The sequence below is a fragment of the Caballeronia sp. LZ001 genome (assembly GCF_031450875.1).
Taxonomy (GTDB): domain Bacteria; phylum Pseudomonadota; class Gammaproteobacteria; order Burkholderiales; family Burkholderiaceae; genus Caballeronia.
The window spans coordinates 54,229-72,579 of record NZ_JARTVX010000006.1 but is presented as its reverse complement, the minus strand read 5'-3'; the positions used below and the strand labels follow the sequence as shown (position 1 = coordinate 72,579).

18 protein-coding genes and 1 pseudogene are annotated in these 18,351 nt (G+C 57.6%); 6 read left to right on the top strand and 13 right to left on the bottom strand.

The features are described 5' to 3' along the window. Positions 1 to 336: 336 nt before the first annotated feature. From P9292_RS40955 to P9292_RS40945, 3 genes are all read right to left on the bottom strand, one after another. The gene (locus P9292_RS40955; RefSeq protein WP_309965613.1) at positions 337 to 561 is read right to left on the bottom strand and encodes a hypothetical protein; all 225 of its coding nucleotides are present in this window, start codon (positions 559 to 561) and stop codon (positions 337 to 339) included. A gap of 128 nt (positions 562 to 689) precedes the next feature. After that, the gene (locus P9292_RS40950; RefSeq protein WP_309965609.1) at positions 690 to 1,304 is read right to left on the bottom strand and encodes a recombinase family protein; all 615 of its coding nucleotides are present in this window, start codon (positions 1,302 to 1,304) and stop codon (positions 690 to 692) included. Between the two features lie 1,415 nt (positions 1,305 to 2,719). Further along, the gene (locus P9292_RS40945; protein WP_309936385.1) at positions 2,720 to 2,929 is read right to left on the bottom strand and encodes a hypothetical protein; all 210 of its coding nucleotides are present in this window, start codon (positions 2,927 to 2,929) and stop codon (positions 2,720 to 2,722) included. 435 nt (positions 2,930 to 3,364) lie between these two features. Between P9292_RS40945 and P9292_RS40940 the strand changes: the two genes are divergently transcribed. The 3 genes from P9292_RS40940 to P9292_RS40930 are packed head-to-tail and all read left to right on the top strand — an operon-like array spanning position 3,365 to position 6,564. Further along, positions 3,365 to 5,761: a glucose/quinate/shikimate family membrane-bound PQQ-dependent dehydrogenase gene (locus P9292_RS40940; protein WP_309966478.1), complete on the top strand. Its 2,397-nt coding sequence runs from the start codon at positions 3,365 to 3,367 to the stop codon at positions 5,759 to 5,761. Positions 5,762 to 5,813: 52 nt separating this feature from the next. Then, entirely contained in the window at positions 5,814 to 6,404 is a 591-nt protein-coding gene (locus P9292_RS40935) for a hemerythrin domain-containing protein (protein ID WP_309853583.1), read from the top strand. After that, positions 6,397 to 6,564, top strand: a complete 168-nt coding sequence (locus tag P9292_RS40930; RefSeq protein WP_309965606.1) for a hypothetical protein — start codon at positions 6,397 to 6,399, stop codon at positions 6,562 to 6,564. The genes P9292_RS40935 and P9292_RS40930 overlap by 8 nt, the downstream gene beginning before the upstream one ends. A gap of 167 nt (positions 6,565 to 6,731) precedes the next feature. Here the strand turns inward: P9292_RS40930 and P9292_RS40925 are convergent, their stop codons facing one another. Further along, positions 6,732 to 7,604, bottom strand: a complete 873-nt coding sequence (locus P9292_RS40925; protein ID WP_309965603.1) for an MBL fold metallo-hydrolase — start codon at positions 7,602 to 7,604, stop codon at positions 6,732 to 6,734. 184 nt (positions 7,605 to 7,788) lie between these two features. On the opposite strand from P9292_RS40925, the gene P9292_RS40920 reads away from it, so the two are divergent. Next, on the top strand, positions 7,789 to 7,989 hold the full coding sequence (locus P9292_RS40920) for a hypothetical protein (protein WP_309853573.1): 201 nt from the start codon (positions 7,789 to 7,791) through the stop codon (positions 7,987 to 7,989). 35 nt (positions 7,990 to 8,024) lie between these two features. Beyond that, positions 8,025 to 8,459 carry a transposase gene (locus P9292_RS40915; RefSeq protein ID WP_309966475.1) on the top strand — a complete coding sequence of 145 codons (435 nt, stop codon included), beginning with the start codon at positions 8,025 to 8,027 and terminating at the stop codon, positions 8,457 to 8,459. A 204-nt stretch (positions 8,460 to 8,663) separates the two neighbouring features. Here P9292_RS40915 and tnpA read toward each other — a convergent pair whose 3' ends face one another. The 4 genes from tnpA to P9292_RS40900 form a co-directional block, all read right to left on the bottom strand. Continuing rightward, the gene (gene tnpA / locus P9292_RS43415) at positions 8,664 to 8,885 is read right to left on the bottom strand and encodes an IS66 family insertion sequence element accessory protein TnpA (RefSeq protein ID WP_409015632.1); all 222 of its coding nucleotides are present in this window, start codon (positions 8,883 to 8,885) and stop codon (positions 8,664 to 8,666) included. A gap of 214 nt (positions 8,886 to 9,099) precedes the next feature. Further along, positions 9,100 to 9,354, bottom strand: coding sequence for a DUF378 domain-containing protein (locus P9292_RS40910; RefSeq protein ID WP_309853570.1), 255 nt, complete (start codon positions 9,352 to 9,354; stop codon positions 9,100 to 9,102). Between the two features lie 175 nt (positions 9,355 to 9,529). Further along, the gene (locus P9292_RS40905) at positions 9,530 to 10,027 is read right to left on the bottom strand and encodes a DUF892 family protein (RefSeq protein ID WP_309965600.1); all 498 of its coding nucleotides are present in this window, start codon (positions 10,025 to 10,027) and stop codon (positions 9,530 to 9,532) included. A gap of 1,165 nt (positions 10,028 to 11,192) precedes the next feature. After that, positions 11,193 to 11,723, bottom strand: a complete 531-nt coding sequence (locus P9292_RS40900; RefSeq protein WP_309966471.1) for a DUF4142 domain-containing protein — start codon at positions 11,721 to 11,723, stop codon at positions 11,193 to 11,195. Between the two features lie 212 nt (positions 11,724 to 11,935). On the opposite strand from P9292_RS40900, the gene P9292_RS40895 reads away from it, so the two are divergent. After that, positions 11,936 to 12,490: a DUF3005 domain-containing protein gene (locus P9292_RS40895; protein ID WP_309957881.1), complete on the top strand. Its 555-nt coding sequence runs from the start codon at positions 11,936 to 11,938 to the stop codon at positions 12,488 to 12,490. Between the two features lie 627 nt (positions 12,491 to 13,117). On the opposite strand, the gene nadE is transcribed toward P9292_RS40895, so the two are convergent. From nadE to P9292_RS40870, 5 genes and pseudogenes are all read right to left on the bottom strand, one after another. Next, on the bottom strand, positions 13,118 to 13,963 hold the full coding sequence (gene nadE / locus P9292_RS40890; protein ID WP_309957879.1) for an ammonia-dependent NAD(+) synthetase: 846 nt from the start codon (positions 13,961 to 13,963) through the stop codon (positions 13,118 to 13,120). A 9-nt stretch (positions 13,964 to 13,972) separates the two neighbouring features. Further along, positions 13,973 to 14,476 carry a CinA family protein gene (locus P9292_RS40885; RefSeq protein ID WP_309851412.1) on the bottom strand — a complete coding sequence of 168 codons (504 nt, stop codon included), beginning with the start codon at positions 14,474 to 14,476 and terminating at the stop codon, positions 13,973 to 13,975. 356 nt (positions 14,477 to 14,832) lie between these two features. Then, positions 14,833 to 15,858 (bottom strand): SDR family oxidoreductase, encoded by a 1,026-nt coding sequence (locus P9292_RS40880; protein ID WP_309965597.1) that lies wholly within the window; start codon positions 15,856 to 15,858, stop codon positions 14,833 to 14,835. Positions 15,859 to 16,586: 728 nt separating this feature from the next. Beyond that, positions 16,587 to 16,801 (bottom strand): annotated as a pseudogene (locus P9292_RS40875) (NAD(P)H-dependent oxidoreductase); the annotation flags it as partial. A 98-nt stretch (positions 16,802 to 16,899) separates the two neighbouring features. Then, positions 16,900 to 17,577 carry a DUF6880 family protein gene (locus P9292_RS40870; protein WP_309965593.1) on the bottom strand — a complete coding sequence of 226 codons (678 nt, stop codon included), beginning with the start codon at positions 17,575 to 17,577 and terminating at the stop codon, positions 16,900 to 16,902. Positions 17,578 to 18,351 lie beyond the last annotated feature (774 nt).

Here is an 18,351-nt window from a genome sequence, read left to right as displayed (position 1 = left end):
TGCCGTGAATTTGAGCGCTCGAGTCGGCAGGCTGCCGACCCTGGAGCAATTCGCCTCAAACGCCTATCTCGCAATTTGAGGAATCGGTCAACGACCTAAGTCTAGCATCTGCGGAGATCAGAGCTCTCACCGCTGCAGGCACTTTCCATGGCTCAGTAACGATTGAGACGATGAATTGACGAAGTCGCGCGCCTCGCATCCCCATTTCTGGCATAAAAATCGCCAAAAACACGCGATTGCGCGCGCACGTACCACTTTTACCAGTGCCTGGAGAACGCGACTTCGGGCAGCAATTGTGCAGTACGTACGGGAACCAAAATGCCCAAAAAGTTCGAATCACGTTGGTCCTACAGGCGGAAGCGGCATTTTTTCGCCGTCGAGAAAGGCCATCGCACAGCAAACTGAAAATTCATAGGCACCACTCTCACTCGCGAAAACACCTAGATCTTTTAATGACGTCCGGTGACCATCTTCTTCAAAAATTGACGCCGCAGCGATGAAAGCCGTTCCTCGACGGGTAACGACAGGTTCAAACACAAAATCACGATGAAAGATAACCATTGAAGCTCCTCGATAATCAGACAAAGAACGAGATAAAGCTTACTCACCTTAAGCACCGATTTCACAAACTCCATGCTTGGGGACGACCGGTTTTGTTCTCAATTCGCACCGAGCCAAGCGTTCCGTAACTAACTGGTTGCGCCAATCTGCCGGAGCGAATCAGCGTCTCTTAGCGCATCGCGCAGGCGCATGATGGTCTGGCGCGACGTTTCGAATGTGCGCGCTACATCCGCAACGGTTGAGCCCATTGCAAGGCTCTCGAGTGCGCGTTGCCTTTGATCATGCGAAAGAGAGAGAGGACGCCCTTGAACGATGCCATCGTCTTTTTTGGCTTGACTTGCTTCTCGGCCGCGGTCCTGACGAGCCTTATGTTCCAAATCGTTCGCAAGTCGCAGCGCGTGCAGGAAACCATAATTTTGTGCCGCACACAAATCCTCTTTTCCGTATGCAAGACATATGACTTGGATGTCGCGATTCAAAAGTAACTCGAAGGTACTGACGACGTCTGAAATGCTGTTGCCGAAGCTCCACAGCTCCGTTGTAATGAAACAGTCGCCAAGCAAAATTCGCCGCATAGCGCGTTGGAAGGCTGGTCGGGAGGCAGCAGCGACGCTCACGGAACACCGTTCCACGAATACGAGACTCATATCAACGAGGTATCCCGCCGTATCAGTATCGATCAAGTCGCGCTCGAACTCTAAACCGCTTTCGTTGCGTTGAAGACAATACACAATCGAGGCCATTACTGACCCTCGAAAATTGACTAGGCTCGAACGAATCTATGCAACGAACCATATTATCGAACAGTTGGACAAAACGTTCGCGTACGTAACGCGTGCTTTTTGACCTTTGGCTTCGATATTTTGAACGGTCATGTTTTTTGACCTGCAACCCAGCCGGGATTGCAGACTCTTGACAGACGCACGATGCCGGCTCTGATTTCAAGGGCCGCGCTCATTATCTTGGATAAAGCGCCTGCATCGGCGCCGGCGAGTTTGGGACAGACTCGCTTTGCGGGACGATATGCTAAATCGGCGCGGTGCCTTCCTTAAATCGTTTCGATGCGAGGTTCCCTGCAGATCCAGGGGACCTGCGTCGGCCTGGACGACCATTTTTAGGGCAGCCCGATACAGTCGCACTGGTGGCTTTGTTCGCATCCGGCAAGGATGCGGACGCTCTAATGCCCCGCCCGGCTTTCTATTCGTTCACTGCTACAGCTCCGGATACGCGAGAAGAGCGGCGACGATCGCGGCCCCCAGCCTCTCGGCATCATCCGTAGCACGAATCACTTTCAACGTGCCAGTAAAATCCGCTCGCCTGTGTGCCCCTGTCCGACGTATAAACGACGAAATCATCGTTTCGGGCGCCTGCGGATTGACAGTTTTGGCATGGTCGGAAACAGGATCAGCTTGGGTCGCTTACCTGTTGTGGTTGCCATTGCTATCGCTCGTCTGGGTGGGGTTATAACTTTGCCGCATTGGGTAAGCCCGACGGAATGTGCATCGAGAGGAACGACGCGACGCGCGTGCCTTGCGCAGCCCTTTCGCCTGTCAGGCGGGCCTCCGTTCTTTCGTACCCCATACGAATTGTACGTATTGCATCCCATAAGGACGAAAGGCGCACGCGATGTCGCCGCTTGACCAACAGAGATCGTCGGTTTGCCCTGCTCGCGCTTGCATGCTTCCGAACCTCTTCGCCGAGATCTAGCACTCCCTGCGTCCACGCCGTAGACGACACGGTGAATTCGAACGGCATCCGCACGCGACCTTGAAACGCCGCAGCGTACAACGGTATGCGACCATGCCCTCGCCTGTATCGATCCTTCAGCTGTCGACGACTAGTTCAAATGACAAACCAAATGCCGCTGGTTTGCGCAGGAGCGAGACAGACAGGCCGTCCAGAATGATGGAATCGAACAGAGCCGCCATCGAATTATGAACTCGGGCACCGAGCAGTGAGCTTCCGTACGAGCTAGCAGGCGCGCACGATCCGGACGCGACAGCCGACGTCGTCAGCGCAAGTCCGATTGTCAAACCTGAGTGGTTTAGAACGCCGCCGGTCAACCCGCACGAGAGATCGCAACGCCCTCGCGCGGCGAGTATGTCCGTCAGCCGGAGCAGCAATGTGCGGCTGCGGGACCATTTGACGCCATACATTGTCAGATGACGTTCAAAGCCGGAAACGTCGAATGCATATCGGGATCGGCGGCTCGTGATCGGGTCAACGATGCCCGAATGGCAACGAGGAAACATCCGTCCGACGAACCGGCAAAAAGCTCAAAACAAGCTCGCACGTTGCAAGAAGCGTCCATGCTTCTCCAGTTGTAGGGATAGGAGCGGAACAGGATAAAAAAGAGCAGAGTCGGCATAACACCTCGATGAATTGCGAAGCGAAATGCACGCGCGATTCGACGGCTGTTGCACCGGCCAACGTGGATCGAAGCGGATCGCTTTCATGTCACGAGGCGAATACCCGCGAGTTGTACCTGGATCAATGATGTAAGCGACCTCCCCAGCATCCCACGACAATTTCGGTGGTCGGTAAGCCGGTTGCGAGGTGTCCGAGCGCGCCGGAGCGAGCAACGTCGACGGCGAGACGAACAGGGAGCGGGCAAGCACTGAGCGTCATGTCGTGGCGATGGCTTGGCCACAGACAGAGCATTCCGTGCTGCACGCGCCGCTGACGGCACAGCGACTGCTCTTCTCATCTGCGCGGGACATAACCTTCGCTGGCCAGAGTCATTTCCGAGAGTCTATCCATGAGCACCGATCAAGAAAGCGCTGCGCTCCGGCAGGCAGGAACAATGCATCCGTCATGGTCTGTCCATTTGACATGGGCATTCTTCGTGCTCGCAGGGCTTTATCTCGGCATCGGCGGCGCTTGGCTCGTCGTCGTCGGCGGCACGCCGTATTACGTCGTTGCCGGCGTGGTAATGCTAGTCGTCGCTTGGCTCATCAGGCGCAGAAGCGCGCTTGCATTGTGGCTCTATGCGCTGACGCTGATTGCCACGTTGATCTGGGCCGTCGTCGAAGCGGGCTTCGACTTCTGGGCGCTCGCGCCGCGTCTTGATGTGCTGGTGCTAGTCGGCATATGGCTGCTGTTGCCCTTCGTATTTCGTCGCTTCCGGTCACCGGCGCGGCAGGCCGGATTCGCGCTCGGCGGCTCCATCGTATTGGCGGGCGTTGCGCTGGTGTGGGCTGCCTTCAACGACCCGCAACAGATCGACGGTACCGTAAAGGCATCGGCCGCCGTGCCCGTGCGAGTGGACGCAGTGAATGCGTCGCGGGTGCATCGTCCCGGCGACTGGCTCGCTTATGGCAATACTCAAGGCGGAACGCGCTATTCGCCATTGACGCAAATCGATCAGCACAACGCGCAGAACTTGCAGCAAGTATGGAGTTTTCGCACTGGAGACAGAAAAGGCCTCGACGATCCCCTCGAAATCACCGACGAGGTGACGCCCATCGCCGTTGATGGCGCGCTTTATCTTTGTACGCCGCATCAAAACGCCATCGCGCTCGACGGTGCAACGGGGAAGGAGCTGTGGCGCTTCGATCCGAAGCTCAAACCTGACCCCAGCTTCCAGCATGTCACCTGCCGCGGCGTGTCCTACTATGAGACGCCGGCTGGCACATCGGGACGGCGGCAAGGCAACACGAAGGGGCTCGCGATCTGTGCTCGGCGCATCGTCCTGCCAGTCAACGACGGGCGTCTGTTCGAACTCGACGCGGACACGGGCAAGCGCTGCCACGCCTTCGCCAGCGACGGCATGCTCGATCTGCAGCATTTGCAGCCGGTGAAGACGCCCGGACAGTACGAGCCGACCTCGCCGCCCATCGTCACATCCAAAGTGATCGTCGTCGCCGGCGCGGTCACGGACAACTACAGCAATCGCGAGCCGTCGGGTGTCATTCGGGGCTTCGACGTCGAGTCAGGCAGACTGCTGTGGGCATTCGATCCGGGCGCGCAAGAGCCGAACGCAATTCCAAGTGACCAGGCCAGCTATACATCGAATTCTCCGAACTCCTGGGCGCCGGCCGCTTATGATCCACAACTCGATCTCGTCTACCTGCCAATGGGCGTTACAACGCCTGACATCTGGGGCGGCAATCGTACTCGCGAGCAAGAGAAGTTTGCAAGCGGCCTGCTCGCACTCAATGCGACAACGGGAAAGCTCGCCTGGTTCTATCAGACAGTCCATCATGATCTGTGGGACATGGACCTGCCTGCTCAACCAACGATCGCGGACATTCGCGATGCCAACGGACAAGTTTTGCCTGTGATCTATGCCCCCGCCAAGACCGGCAATATCTTTGTGCTCGATCGCCGTACCGGAAGACCCATCGTGCCCGCGCCTGAACGTCCCGTGCCGCAGGGCGCCGCGAAGGGCGACCACGTCTCGCCCACGCAGCCGTTCTCCGATCTGACGTTCCGGCCCAAGCAAAATCTGACCGGTGCGGACATGTGGGGCGCAACGATGTTCGATCAGCTCGTTTGCCGGGTGATGTTTCATCGGCTGCGCTACGAAGGTATTTTTACGCCCCCCTCCGAGCAGGGCACGCTTGTGTTTCCTGGCAATCTCGGCATGTTCGAATGGGGTGGGCTCGCGGTTGACCCGGACCGCAAACTGGTCATCGCCAATCCTATCGCACTACCCTTCGTGTCCAAACTCGTGCCGCGCGGCCCGCATAACCCGGTATCGCCTCCGCAGGCCGGGCAGGCTGGAACCGGTACTGAGGTCGGGATTCAGCCGCAATATGGCGTGCCGTTTGGCGTGGAACTCAACCCGTTCCTCTCACCGATCAATCTGCCTTGCAAGCAGCCTGCGTGGGGCTATGTGGCCGCTCTAGATCTCAACACCAACAAGGTCATCTGGAAAAAGCGTATAGGCACCACGCGCGATGCATCGCCTATTCCGGTCCCGTTCAGGATGGGAATGCCGATGCTTGGCGGACCGGTGACGACCGCCGGCCACGTGTTCTTCATCGGCGCAACGGCAGACGACTATCTACGCGCGTTCAGCACCGACACCGGAGAGCAGCTCTGGCAAGCGCGACTGCCGGCGGGAGGTCAGGCGACGCCGATGACTTACGAAGCGAACGGCAGGCAGTATGTCGTCATCGCGGCGGGCGGTCACGGTTCCTTCCTGACCAAACTTGGCGATTATGTCATTGCCTACGCGCTACCGGACAAGCACTGACAGGTGCAACTTCTTCCACAACAGCGGCGCATCGCGCCCGACGGAGTCCAGAATGATCACGTCTTTTTCTCCTTCCATCACGACCATGATTCGCATGGACCACACGCACGTGATGGCGGCATTTCATCGCTATCACGTCGATACGCCCGCGTGGCGCAAGCAGGCCATCGTCGAACTCGCCTGCACCGCGCTTGGAATTCATGCGCAACTCGAGGAAGAGATTTTCTATCCGGCGCTTGCCGCGGCGATCGCCGGCGACGATGTTCTCGCGAAGAGCAAGCCCGAGCATGACGAGATGCGCGCGGACATCGCGAGACTGCGGTCGACGGATCCTGGCGACGCTGCCTACGATGCCGGCTTCATGAAACTCATGCGCGAGGTGATGCACCATGTGGCGGACGAGGAAACCGTACTGCTGCCGACTGCTGAACGCGCGCTCGGACCGAAACTCTCGCAACTCGGTCAACGCATGACGACCCGCAGAATGCAGCTTGTCGCTCGGAGCCAGCCAGCCGCAATCGCCGTGAATACGGCGGCAACGTTTCCGTTTGCGTCCGCAGCGATCGCCGCGCTGGGCGTCTTCGCGCTTGCTCGCCGTCTCCGTCCTAACATGCGCCGTTACAGGGTTGAACCGGATGCTTGATCATCCTTGCATCTACGGACGAGCGGGCGTTCTCCGCGAAAAAAAGACCGCCCGTGGCAATGAAGCAAGCGACGAAGTGCTAGGCAAGCTGGATAATTTGACCGAGCAGGAGTTCGAAATGCCGGCGGAAGTGTCCGAGGCAGTTGGCCAGGAAGAATAGAACTGGTTTTCTCGTAGCGAGTTTTCATCACCGGAGAAAGCTCGATGGCCATTGCACGCGTGGCTCCGACGCCGGTCATTAGTTACCCCGCGTGCATCAGGTGCGCGTCGGCCGAAAAACGGTGTAACGCATCGAGTCTTCGATCGATGTCGACGCGGCTGGCGCACTCATCGTCCGATCCACGCTTCGGCGGGCACGCCCGGTGAACGGCCCGACAATCGTTCGAATTCGATTGGATCGTGACTGCAAAACACTTCAATGTCGCTGGCGGACGGATCGTTGCAAAGTGCACGCAAGCGCGCCTGATTGCGTCTCCTTGCAACGCCATCCTTGTCCATGAGCCATTGATAGAACGCAAGTCCCGGTGTGCAATGAGGCCGTTGAGCATTCATTTCTGTGTTGTAAAAGTAGGCGTCCGCCGCAAGCAACAGCCAGCGGTTGTCCGTTCGCACCGCAATCCCCGCATGCCCAAAGGTATGCCCGCGCAGCGGGATGAATGCAATGTCGTCGCCGAAATCTGCCAGCGGCAACACGCGTTCGAAGCCGTACCATGCATCGCCACCATTTTGCCTGTGAACCGTCCAGTTATGTTGCGTGGACCATTGCTGTGGACGAAAGCGCTGACGGTCTAGCCAGGTTTTCTGACGGGCTGCGTAATCGCGTTCGGTTTGCAACATATGCACCGCTGCATTCGGGAAATCGTCGAGTCCGCCGGCATGGTCGAAATCAAGGTGGCTAAGAAGGATGTGACGCACGTCGGATGCACCGAAGCCCAAGTTTTCAATTTGCCGTACCGCCGTCATTTCGGCCCGAAAGTCGGGCTTGAGCATTGCCAGGAAAAAGGTGCTCAGACGGCTTTGCGGATTCGCAACGTCGCGGAGGCCGAAGCCCGTGTCGATCAGGACGAGTCCATGATCCGATTCAACCAGCAGACAATGACACGTCAGCTCGCCGCGCCGAAGCAGGCCCGGCGTCTGGCCGTCGAATAGCTTGCCGCCAAGCGGACAGCTCGACACGCAATTGAGGTGATGGACACGCATGGCGCACTCTCCGTCTGGCAAACTCGCAATACCGCAATCGATGCGCCTCGTCTGCTACCGCGGTCTCTTTGATACCCGCTGATGAGCGATGACCCTGCAAGGACCTGCAGATTGAACGGCAGAGGGCGACGGATGACTTCGCTGTCGGCCCAAAAGAAAGGCTGTTGCAGACGTCTACGCAACAATGATTTTTTATCGTCGAGAGCACGTCGGAGCTCGAAACTTGACGCCGGAACAGAACGAAGCGATAGGCCTTGCGCTCGCCATGAAGGAACTTTTACGATGCCAACCAAAGAAGCAAACATGTCGGACGATGAGAGAGCCTTGGTATCGGTTGACGCGCAGGCCCGCGGTGGCCGCGTTGAAATCTAGTCACGAGACGTAGCGCGGAAAACACATCGTCAGCCCGGATTCGTCGTTCTGGTTGGGACCGCATGCTCACGTGGTCACCAAGCGCCGCGCATGCACGTCGACGACACGACGCTGCCTTTACTTGAGAAGGGCCGCAAGACCACCCGCACCGCTCGATTATGGGGCTATCTGGGTGCGGGCCGACGCGAGGAGAATGGCGTCTGGGGAGATCACCCTCCGGCGGTCGTGTTCGAGTTCGCTGAATCGGGCGGGCTCGCATCCCCAGGGTTACCTGAAAACTTACTAGGGCTACTTGTAGGCCGACGCATACAGCAGCACGAGGCCCTTTATGAGACCGGCGACATCATCGCGGTCGGTTGTTGGGCGCATTGCCGCCGTCGGTTCTTTGAAATCGCCAAGACCCAAAGCAGGCCGGGACTTGCGGCACAGGCGCTGCAATGGTCGCCCAGCTACCCTATTACGTGCGATGCGGACAGGCGGTGAACCTCGTCGCCGTAGCGGAGACGGAAAACTGGGTCGATGGAACGCCAAGAGCAGCCGCGAAGAACTGCTTGGCACTTTCACCGGCTCGCATCCGAATCTTCAGCGTTTGTTCGAACGCGCGGACAACGTGAATCACGAACTGGAAACATTCACGCTGATGGCCGCGGTAAGGCCATGTAGCCTGCCGTTCATGATCGCGTGACGTTATCGCGCACGCGTCGATAACGATGGCGTATCGGCGGAAGCAGATGATGGTGTCGCCGCAGGCTCACCTTCGAGGCGAGCAATGACGAACGCGGCGTCGGCCGTCACGGCCAGCGGACTCGTTGCAGACGTCCCGCCCGTAAGCTTCTTGCGCCACAATCCAAAAGTGCTGACGGCAAGACCTTGTTCGCGACAGAAGCGCCGAGTGCCAACGCCGCTCATCTTCCATGCGGAGACCATCTCGCCAGAATGCTTCGCCTTGGCGAGGGCGCCGAGCCCCCGTTCGCATGACAGCTCGCCCCATCACGTCGTAGTCCATCGCATCACTCCCGCCATTACGATGGCGAAACCTTCGCATCATGCACCCCGACACTCAAGACGGGATGCGCTGACAGATACGTAGAGAGTGGCAGCTGGGGCGCGCACTGAAGCTCGCTCAGTGATTAGCGAGAGCATGGCTACGGTTCGGGACAAATGCTCGAATGAGTAAGTACACCCCGGCCAGACTCACCAAGATATAAACGATCCGTGCGCCGGCAGACCCGGCACCAAAAATAGCGGCGACCAGATCGAAGTGCGCTAGCCCAACTAACCCCCAATTAATAGCTCCAATGACCGCCAGAGCTCCGGTAATCCAATCAACCGGGTTGCGACGTACGACTACCGTTCCGTTCGATGTCACTGTTGGCATAATTTGCTCCTCAAACTTTCACGGATATGAAGCCAATGACGCGCATGGTCTCGTCTTTGGCTGGGGGTGGCGACGGTTAGTTTGTTTAACAGAGTCAACCAGCACCCTCTGTACTTGGACATCGTTGGCTGCCCATCGCAGCAGCTGCCCTGCAAGGACCACTAGCCTCAACGATTCACTTGCCGACTTCTTCTTCGGAAAGCTCTTGCTCTGCAAGCAGCGTTAACTTCTGGTCCGTCGCCTTTTCTTCTTCCAACGTTTCAAGAAGAAGCTTCATGCCATCGTTGTAGCCAAGCTTCTTGGCGAGCGCGGCAAGCGTTCCGTAGGTCGCAATTTCGTAGTGTTCGACTTTTTGCGCAGCGGCAATGAGCGCCGCATCGAGGATCGGCCCCTTTTCGATTTCCTCAATCTGTTCCTGCCCCTCTTCGACTAAGCCCTCCATCGCGACGCACTTGACGCGCTTGAGCTTGACCGCAGATAGCTCGACTACTTGGTCGATTCGATCAATCTGGCCCTGCGTCTCTTCCAAGTGCGTCTTGAACGCGGCGGCCAAGTCTGGATTCGTTGCCGCTCGCGCGAGCTTTGGAAGCGCCTTGGTCAATTGCTTTTCTGCACTGTAAACGTCGGACAAAGCATGAATAAACAGGTCGTTAAGGGTGGTTGCAGCAGCCATGATTCTCTCCAAGACAGGGTTTGGGTAAGAGCACGTCAGTAACTGCAATCCGCATGCCGCGTCGCGGCAATAGCGATTCGCATGGCTAAATAAACCGCGAAGCGCGCGCTTCATTCCCGGCTTTAGAACTTGCCGTGTGTCTGTATTGACCAAGCAGCTGGCAGCGTCGGCTCGCATTGCTCGGCACCATGGGAAGCGCAAAGTTTCAGTAGCGCCGGTAGGCAGGCGCTAGGTACGGCCTGGAACCATCCTCGAAGTTGACGCTGCACGAGCGCGTCGGCTAGCGCATCGTACGGGAAATCGACAGACTTCAAAGCGATCGACAGCCGTTCCGCTGCGCAGCGAAGTGCTAGGCGCCGCTCCGCGGATGGCTGGAGACGATTGAGGTCTTTCAGAACTTGATTACGCTTTGATGCACATAGTGCGGAGTGCAGCAGCATTTGTTGTAGTACATAGTAAAGTGGAACACGAGAGTCTTCAGGAATTGTCGTTAAAAGGGGGCCAAGCGATGATTCGACTTCGGCGACATCGGCGGCGCCAACCATGACATGCGAGCCGTGCCCACCCCGATGCAGATAATCGACGTATGTCTGCGGCAGCTGCATTGCCTGTCGCGCATGCCGAGGCCACCTCAGCTACCGCTTGGTAACTCATTGCGCCTTTTGCCTTGTTCGCTTTAACTGACATAACCATCAGATTGCCCGGCGCATACGCGCCATCGTTGTCAATACGATCAACTGACCAATCTGTATCGCAAAGTGCTCCGTGTGTGAGAGGCAATAAGGTGATCGGGCAGAAAGGCACGTCAATTCGCCTCAGATACGAAGGTGTTACCCCTGCGTCTAGGATACGACGCCGTTTGTAGGCATTGATGCGCAGTTGCAGCCACTTCGACACAAACCGGTCCGGGCGGTGTTGGGGAACTCGGAAATGCTCGCGTCCTGCAGCAAACCCTTCAAGTACTGCGGGATCGTGCACGCCTGCATCTAGCGTTCGCCCAAACCAAGCAAAGTCCCCGCCGATATCGAACGCGGTTTCAAGTGTGCTTGCCGATAACATTGCGTTACCCCGGCGAATGCATTCCGAATGAGTAACTGGCGGGCAGCACCTGCTTGCCCCCAGTTGACGATAAAAAAGTAGCTAGCGTCTTGGAAGCGCCTCCCGTTTATTGCACGCCCTTCTTGGCCGCAAGCGCCTGCGCCATCTCCAGGTGATGTTGAATAGTGGGCAATGCTTTCTGCGCGGCTTTCTTCAAATCGGCGTTTTGGCCTTCCTGGGCTTCCTTTTGGAACGCGGCGACGGCCTTCTCATGTCCTTCGATGCCAACGGTTTTTATATAGGCCGTATCGAACGCTTTGCCCTTGAGCGGCTTCAGCGTATCGAGTACCGTCGTGTCCGAATTGTCCTTCGGGACCGCCACGCCATGAGGCGCGGCCATTTTGAGCTGGACGGTCAGTTTTGTGTGATCGAGCATCATGTGATGCGCAAAGTCCTTGACGTCTTTATCTTGCGACTGCTTGCTCGCAAGCTTCGCCGTGTCGATTTCGGTTGAGCTCGATTCGGAAGCCGCCTGCACAAAGGCTTTATCGATCGCAGGAAGGTCGTTCGCCTGCGTGGTGCTGGCGGCCTGCGTTTGCGCGAACGCGGAAGGTCCCGCAACGACAAGCGCAGACATCAGTGCCGCAAAATGGACCATATTGAATTTCACTTTTGAGCTCCTAGCGTTCGGTTTGGAAGCACTTCTAACGAGCAACCGGTGTGCCGTAGGGATCTAGGGGTTCTCTAACGCTCCACACTCTAGAAAATGATCGTCTGCGGCACACGCAATGCTGTTCACTCTTCGTCGAGCGGGCGACCGAGCCGCTCAGCTTCTCTTTCCCGCAACCTCATGCAACCGGCGGTATTCCCGTGAACAACGCTGAATCGAATCCGACTCAATCGCAGCAGAAGGAAATCCAGGCACGTACGCCATCTGAGACGCCTGCTACAGAAACCGCCCGCGCCGATCCGCAAGTGATGAAAAATGAACATGCGGGGAAAGAAAGCCCTCCTGCTTCATATGCAAATGGCGAGTCCGATCCGCTACCCGGAATTGATCTTGACTCGGTGACCACGCAGTCAGCAGACCCGATCGAGCGCGCCAAGTCTCGTGTCGTCTCTGTCGATAACGCAAATATGGAGGCATCCGACGACACGGTCGACACGGACGGAAAGGGCCTCGAGGCAAAACGAGACCTATCGCCTCAACACGATAATGTGATCGGCACTAACGCTACATTGGTGAACAACGTTCCCGCGCCCGCCGGTGGCCTCGGCGGTATTGACAGTCGAGCGGAAGGCAATCGACCTGTGATCCATCTCCGCGAGGGATGGACAATGGTCTATCACGGGTGCGTGGAATCGGCGGACCGCAACGGTGGCCGTGTTGAGCATCTCATTTCAATCGAACGGATCCACCACTGAATATGTTTTCGTTAAATGAGTTCGGTCGCAGCGACTTCTTTCAAAGCAACTTTACGCTTGTCATGGCCAGCTTCCTTGCCATGGGCGCCCTGTCTGCGAGCGGCTGTTCGTCAGGCGGCAGGTCGGCGCGCGAGGCGGTCCAGCAAGACACGCAAGCATACCGATGCGCTGGTTTCGATCCGGTGGCTGACGAAATCGATTATCCAGCAGACGTTGAACGAGCGAGTAAGCGACTTCAGGCCACTCCCGCCTGTCGCAGCGACGCCGGAGCTGGTGCCAGCCGGCCGGAAGCGTCTAGACCAGAGTGACGGGGAAATTGGGTCAGTCGCAGCACTCAGCTTCGATGAGGAGGTTCCATGCTGCGCGCAAAAGTAGCCGTTTGTGTGGCAAGCGGCACGCCTGCTCTGAGAGCAACCTTACTGTGTCTGATGGCGGAAGAGGGACTCGTCTGCAGGCGCGAGAGCAAAGCGCTAGAGTTCGAGTGCGAAGGCGCATCGTCTGGATTCAGACGATTTGCCGCGCGAGCGATGAGCCTGCCTGGGATCGAGTCCGTTTCTGTGCACCGAACAATGAACACATCCGGCTGAGCCGCCAGAAAGTCATCCGAACGAACGTGGGAACTACTCTTTATGCTGCAGGTACCGTTATTGGCAGCGAGCGTTTATGTCGCGTGGCGGTATAAAAGCGGCGCACTGTGGCCACGACTTCAGAGCCGACGTCCCTGCCCTCCAGGAAATCATCGATATTCTCATAGCTGATGCCATAGCTGTCTTCATCGGGACGCTGTGGCGTAAGTGTTTCCAGGTCGGCAGTCGGAACTTTGCTGACAAGCCGTTCTTCTGCGCCCATCGACCGCGCCAGTGCCCTCACACGTCGCTTGGTCAGACCCGAAAGGGGCAAAACATCGGCCGCCCCGTCACCATATTTAGTGAAAAAGCCCATTAACGATTCGGCGGCGTGGTCAGTGCCGATTACCACGCCCTGTCGAGTGCCTGCGATTGCATACTGAGCAATCATTCGCTCGCGGGCCTTGATGTTGCCCAGCACGAAGTCCCTTTGATATTCATCAGCGTATTGAGCGCCCGCATGCTCGAGCGATAGGAGCATCTCGTCAGCCGAGCCTTGGATATTGACGATGAGCACTTCGTCGGGTCGAACGAATTCCAATGCGTGTTGGGCGTCATGCTCATCGCGTTGAACCCCATACGGCAATCTGACGGCAACAAAATGTGCTTCATATCGGCGTGCCCGAAGGCGTTCAACGCTCAACTGCGCTAATCGGCCGGCAACCAAAGAGTCGACACCCCCACTGATCCCGAGCACATATGTTCTCAAGCCTTGCGAGGCGAGGTAGTTCGACAAGAATGTCACGCGTCGCTCACGCTCAAGGTCTTCGTCGAAATCTTGTGGAACGTTGAGCTCGGTGATCACTTCCTTTTGCCAAGCTCTCCAATCGTTATCTTCTTGCTGCATTTCGAACTCCTATGAGCTGCTCGACAGGCCGTTGAAGTGGTGTTCGATGCGTGACAAGGCGTAGAGCGCCGCAGCACGTCTAACGTCGTTACGTTCGCCGTTGAAAATCTTCGTTTCAGTCACGCACTCGATCTTGCCATTTTGGAACTTGAACGCCCACCCGAAACACTGGGTACCGGGTGCGGGAACATCACCCGCGTTTCCATCGGCCACCCCCGTATTGGAGACAGAAACATCTGCACAACACGCCTCAAGGCGAAGTGCCCCTTCTGCCATCTCCTTTGCGACTTCTTCACTGGTCAAGCCGTACCTGTCCATTGTCGACTCCTGAACGTCGAGGAATCCCGCTTTACCGGAAGGCGAATAGGTAATGAAGCCAACATCCAGGCAGGCACCGCTGCCTGGCACCGACGATATAAGCGATGCAATTAAGCCTGCAGTACAGGACTCGGCGGTAGCCAGCTTGAGACCTCGTGAAGTTAAGAACGAAACGACCTGCCTCGGGATATCCATGTATCTGTCTCTCTGACTTCTTGATTTATTCCGTCCTGCGCGTACATTCGAGCAATCGGTACACCAGCTGCCATGCAAGGGATTAACCAACGAAGTGATGCTGGCGACGACGCGGGCTCGTGGATGGCCTGGGTCACATCCGTCAATGCGGGAAGTTGACGAAGATCCGGCCCGTCGGCGAGACCGTTAGACCCGTGAACTGATGTTCGAATTACGCGACCAGTCGCAGCCGCGCGCACTCGCGGCTGCATCGCCCTGTGGCTCTTGTGCGAGCGAGGATCGCGCGACGAATGCGAATGCGAGGCTTGCGGCGGCGGTACTGCGACTCAGTCGGTGCGTGATCAGCTCCTAATTGGTCAATAGGCGTCGCGCGTCTGGCGCACGTAGCGCCGCGCCATCATCACGAGCAGCACGGCAGCCGCTCCGGCAAATGCAGCCCGCGCGCCCGCCGGTTGCAGCCGCGCGTCGGTGTACAGGCTGAATTCGCGTACGCGGCCATTCTTGCCCGAGCGTTCCCGCAAGTCGCCGCCGCGTTCATAGAGCGCGTCGCCGCTTTGTTTCGGTTCGCCCTTCGATTGCGCCTTCACGCCAAGCAGGCTCGTGATTGCGTCATAGAGACGCGGCGCGCGTTGGCCGAAGCCCGCCATCGCGCGCGACGCGCCGCCAACATAAATGTCGCGCTCCGGATGCACGGCCGCGTGAAGGATCGCCTTTGCGACGATATCCGGCGCATAGACCGGCGGCGGCAGCTTCGGCTCTTCGTCAAGGTAATTCTTCGCATGCTCTACGAACAACGTGTCGATGCCCGCCGGTTTGATAAGCGTCACCGAAACGGGCACCTTTTCATTCTTCAATTCGAGGCGCAGTGAGTTCGTGAAGCCCTTCACCGCGTGCTTCGACGCGACGTAAGGACCTTGCAGCGGTACCGCGACGTCCGACAGTTCGCTGCCCAGATTGATGAGCGCACCGCCGCGTTCACGCAAATGCTTTAGAGCCACGCGCGAGCCGTTCACGACGCCCCAGAAGTTTGTCTCGAAGAGCTTACGTTGGTCTTCGAGCGATACATCGGCGATGCGGCCATAGACCGAGACGCCCGCGTTGTTGATCCAGGTGTCGAAGCTCCCGAATCGGTCGATCGCGCCATCGGCGGCGGCCTGAAGCTGGCTTTCGTCGGCGACGTCCGCGGGCGTGTACGCAACTGCGGGCGCACCGTCGCGTGTAAGTTCGTCGGCAAGCACGGCGAGCGCTGTCTCGTCGCGGGCGATCAGCATAAGGCGCACGCCTGCCTTCGCGGCGCGCCGCGCCGTGGCTAGACCAATCCCGCTCGTCGCGCCGGTGAGGACGATCGTCTGTTGATCGAGATGCTTCAATTGGATTTTCATGGCCGGTCCGGAAGTTGGAAGAAACAAGTGCTCGCAGCATCCCTTGTTCCTTGGCTGCGCGGCTGACGGTTTGCGCGTCAGCATGCGGACTGCGTTGACATGGCCTATCGACCGTGACCGGCCAGGACGGGTCGTGCTGGCCTTTCGACGCTTCCATACCGGCCATTCCTCGTCGCGACCCGGAGCGGCGGGCCTTCGCAGACGACGTGAAAACACGGACATTTGGATAACTACCCTTATCAGGCCATGTTTGAATTTAGACTAGAGTGGAACGCGCGGGCTGAATCGTAGAGGATAACTGATTCTTGATAATCAGCGTAACGCAGCCAGAGGTCCGCGAGGTACTGCTGCCCATTGAACTGAACGAGTCCGAGGCATTCGCAAACCGAGACTGGGCGGGTCAGCCTCCAACAGCACCCACTGATCGATATGGGACGACGATTAAAGGTCAACCACCGCGCCAACTTCGCGCCTGATGGCTTCGAGTTGGTGCGCGCCATGCGGGCGGCAGCCTATCGAGACGGAATCCGAAATCTTCATGGAAGTTTCATAAGATCAGGACCTTACGGACGGGATTCGAAGTCTAAGACGTGAGTTGACGAGTTTAAGACGAACTCATGCGAATTGACCATTTTATTTCGGTCGGAGTGCGAGCAACATGGTCACTTCGAACCTGTCATCCGTTGCAACGCCGGGATTCTACGTTGACAGACTTTTCTCGCCCTACAGCGGCCGAGCACGCGCAGCGCATTCACCACGTTGAACAACTGCGATCCGCCACAGACCTTCATGGTCGAAAACGTGCGACCCCGCGTCGGCCTTATTCCTGCAGATTGCAGCGATAACCAGTCGATTTGGGTCTTAGACACGGTCGTGACGTCCCGTGACGGTCGGGGCTGCACTACACCTGATCGATGGACCACTCGGACAGCTTGCGCAGTTTCGACCACCTTGCGTATTTCTGCCCTACCCCCAAATCTGAAATCCCAGAAAACCTTGCCAGGCAACGCTTTTCCGGGGCTTTTTGTCGAAAGCCGGGGTCTACGTTGCACAGAAGGATCCGAGTTCCAGCAAGGCTTGATGGAAGACGCGGCGCTTGCTGTCCAGACTATTTACCGATCCGGATGGTTTGTCCAGCGATCGCTGGAGCGAGTTCTTCAGCTCGGAGCCGTAGGCAGGTGCCCGGGGCTGTGCTGACGCGATAGCCCGAATCAGGGCACGGTATTCTCCGTAGTTGTTGGTCACAATCGCCGCAACAACTCTCTCGGCGAATATTGCTGGCTCTACATCTGCTTTGACGCTCAGATCGACCAGATCGAAACAAGCTTTATCGAAAATGCAGCTAAGTTCGCATCCTTCCTCAGTGGTCCGTTCAAATATGGTTCCGGCTAGCGTGAACAACCGCCACATCAGTTCCGGCGCTAGATTTGGCGCCGCCCCGGAGATATCCGAGACAATGGCAACGCGCATCGCGTCGAGTTCTTCGGCCGTTTCGTCGACCTCCTGTGCATCGAGAAACGACGTCTGTTCGCCGATTTCACAGATCCATTGGTCCACGGAGGGTGCAACGTCCTCGCCTCGTTGTGAAGACACTTCGAATTGCAACCGCCGCCGTACGCCCGGGTTCGTCATGGCCACCTCTGCAAGCAGAGTCGCCAAGCGTTCCGTCCCGACCGCCGCTAACGCTTCGGCCTCGATCGGACTCTCTTCTTTCGACATTGCTCCTCCAATGAATGCTGCTAAGGCAACAGGTAAGGGGAAACGGTGAGCAAATCCTACTCGCGCTACGCTTAAGTGCCGGTCCTTATGCGCGAGCCAGACTTTGGTAGACAGCATCAGGCAACACGGTCTCTCATCCGGATGGTCGCTCCACATCCAGTTTTGACAGCGCCTTAGATAAGCAACGATGCGTCATCGGACGGTTTGCTTCCGCTCATCTGCTCAATACGTACCAGCGACTTTTGACGGGTGACTTTTCGACAGTCGCTCAACAGCGCGCCTTTGAACGCAGCAGCACCGCGAGGTTTGGAGCTTGCTCCTGAAAGCCGACTTCGGGCGGCCTGCTCCCCTCTTAAGTACAGCACTGCAGGCTGTCACCTACGGTCTTGACACACTAGCTATTCTCCCCTTAACCGCCCGTTTTCCGCCAAAACCTGACAGACGAAATCGCAACCATCCTACACTTCTTAAAATTTCTCGCGTACGGTTCGCACCGGTACGACGGCAACACGTGTGCAAGGACTGTTGCTCGGCCTTAGCCGACATTCGCCGTTCTGTCACCACGGCTGCTCCACTTCGCTTTGCTGTCGTTGGCGACACGGCACAGGTGAATGTTGGATTCTGGTAAAAGCGAATAAGTCTTCGCGACCCTTTGCAGACGGCCGCAGCTCGGTGGCCTGAATGGCCGGTGTCAGAGCTCAACGACCGGTCATTCCGGCCGTCGCGGACGGGTTAACGGTGGCGATGACGTTGAATGGGACCTGCAGATGGCGG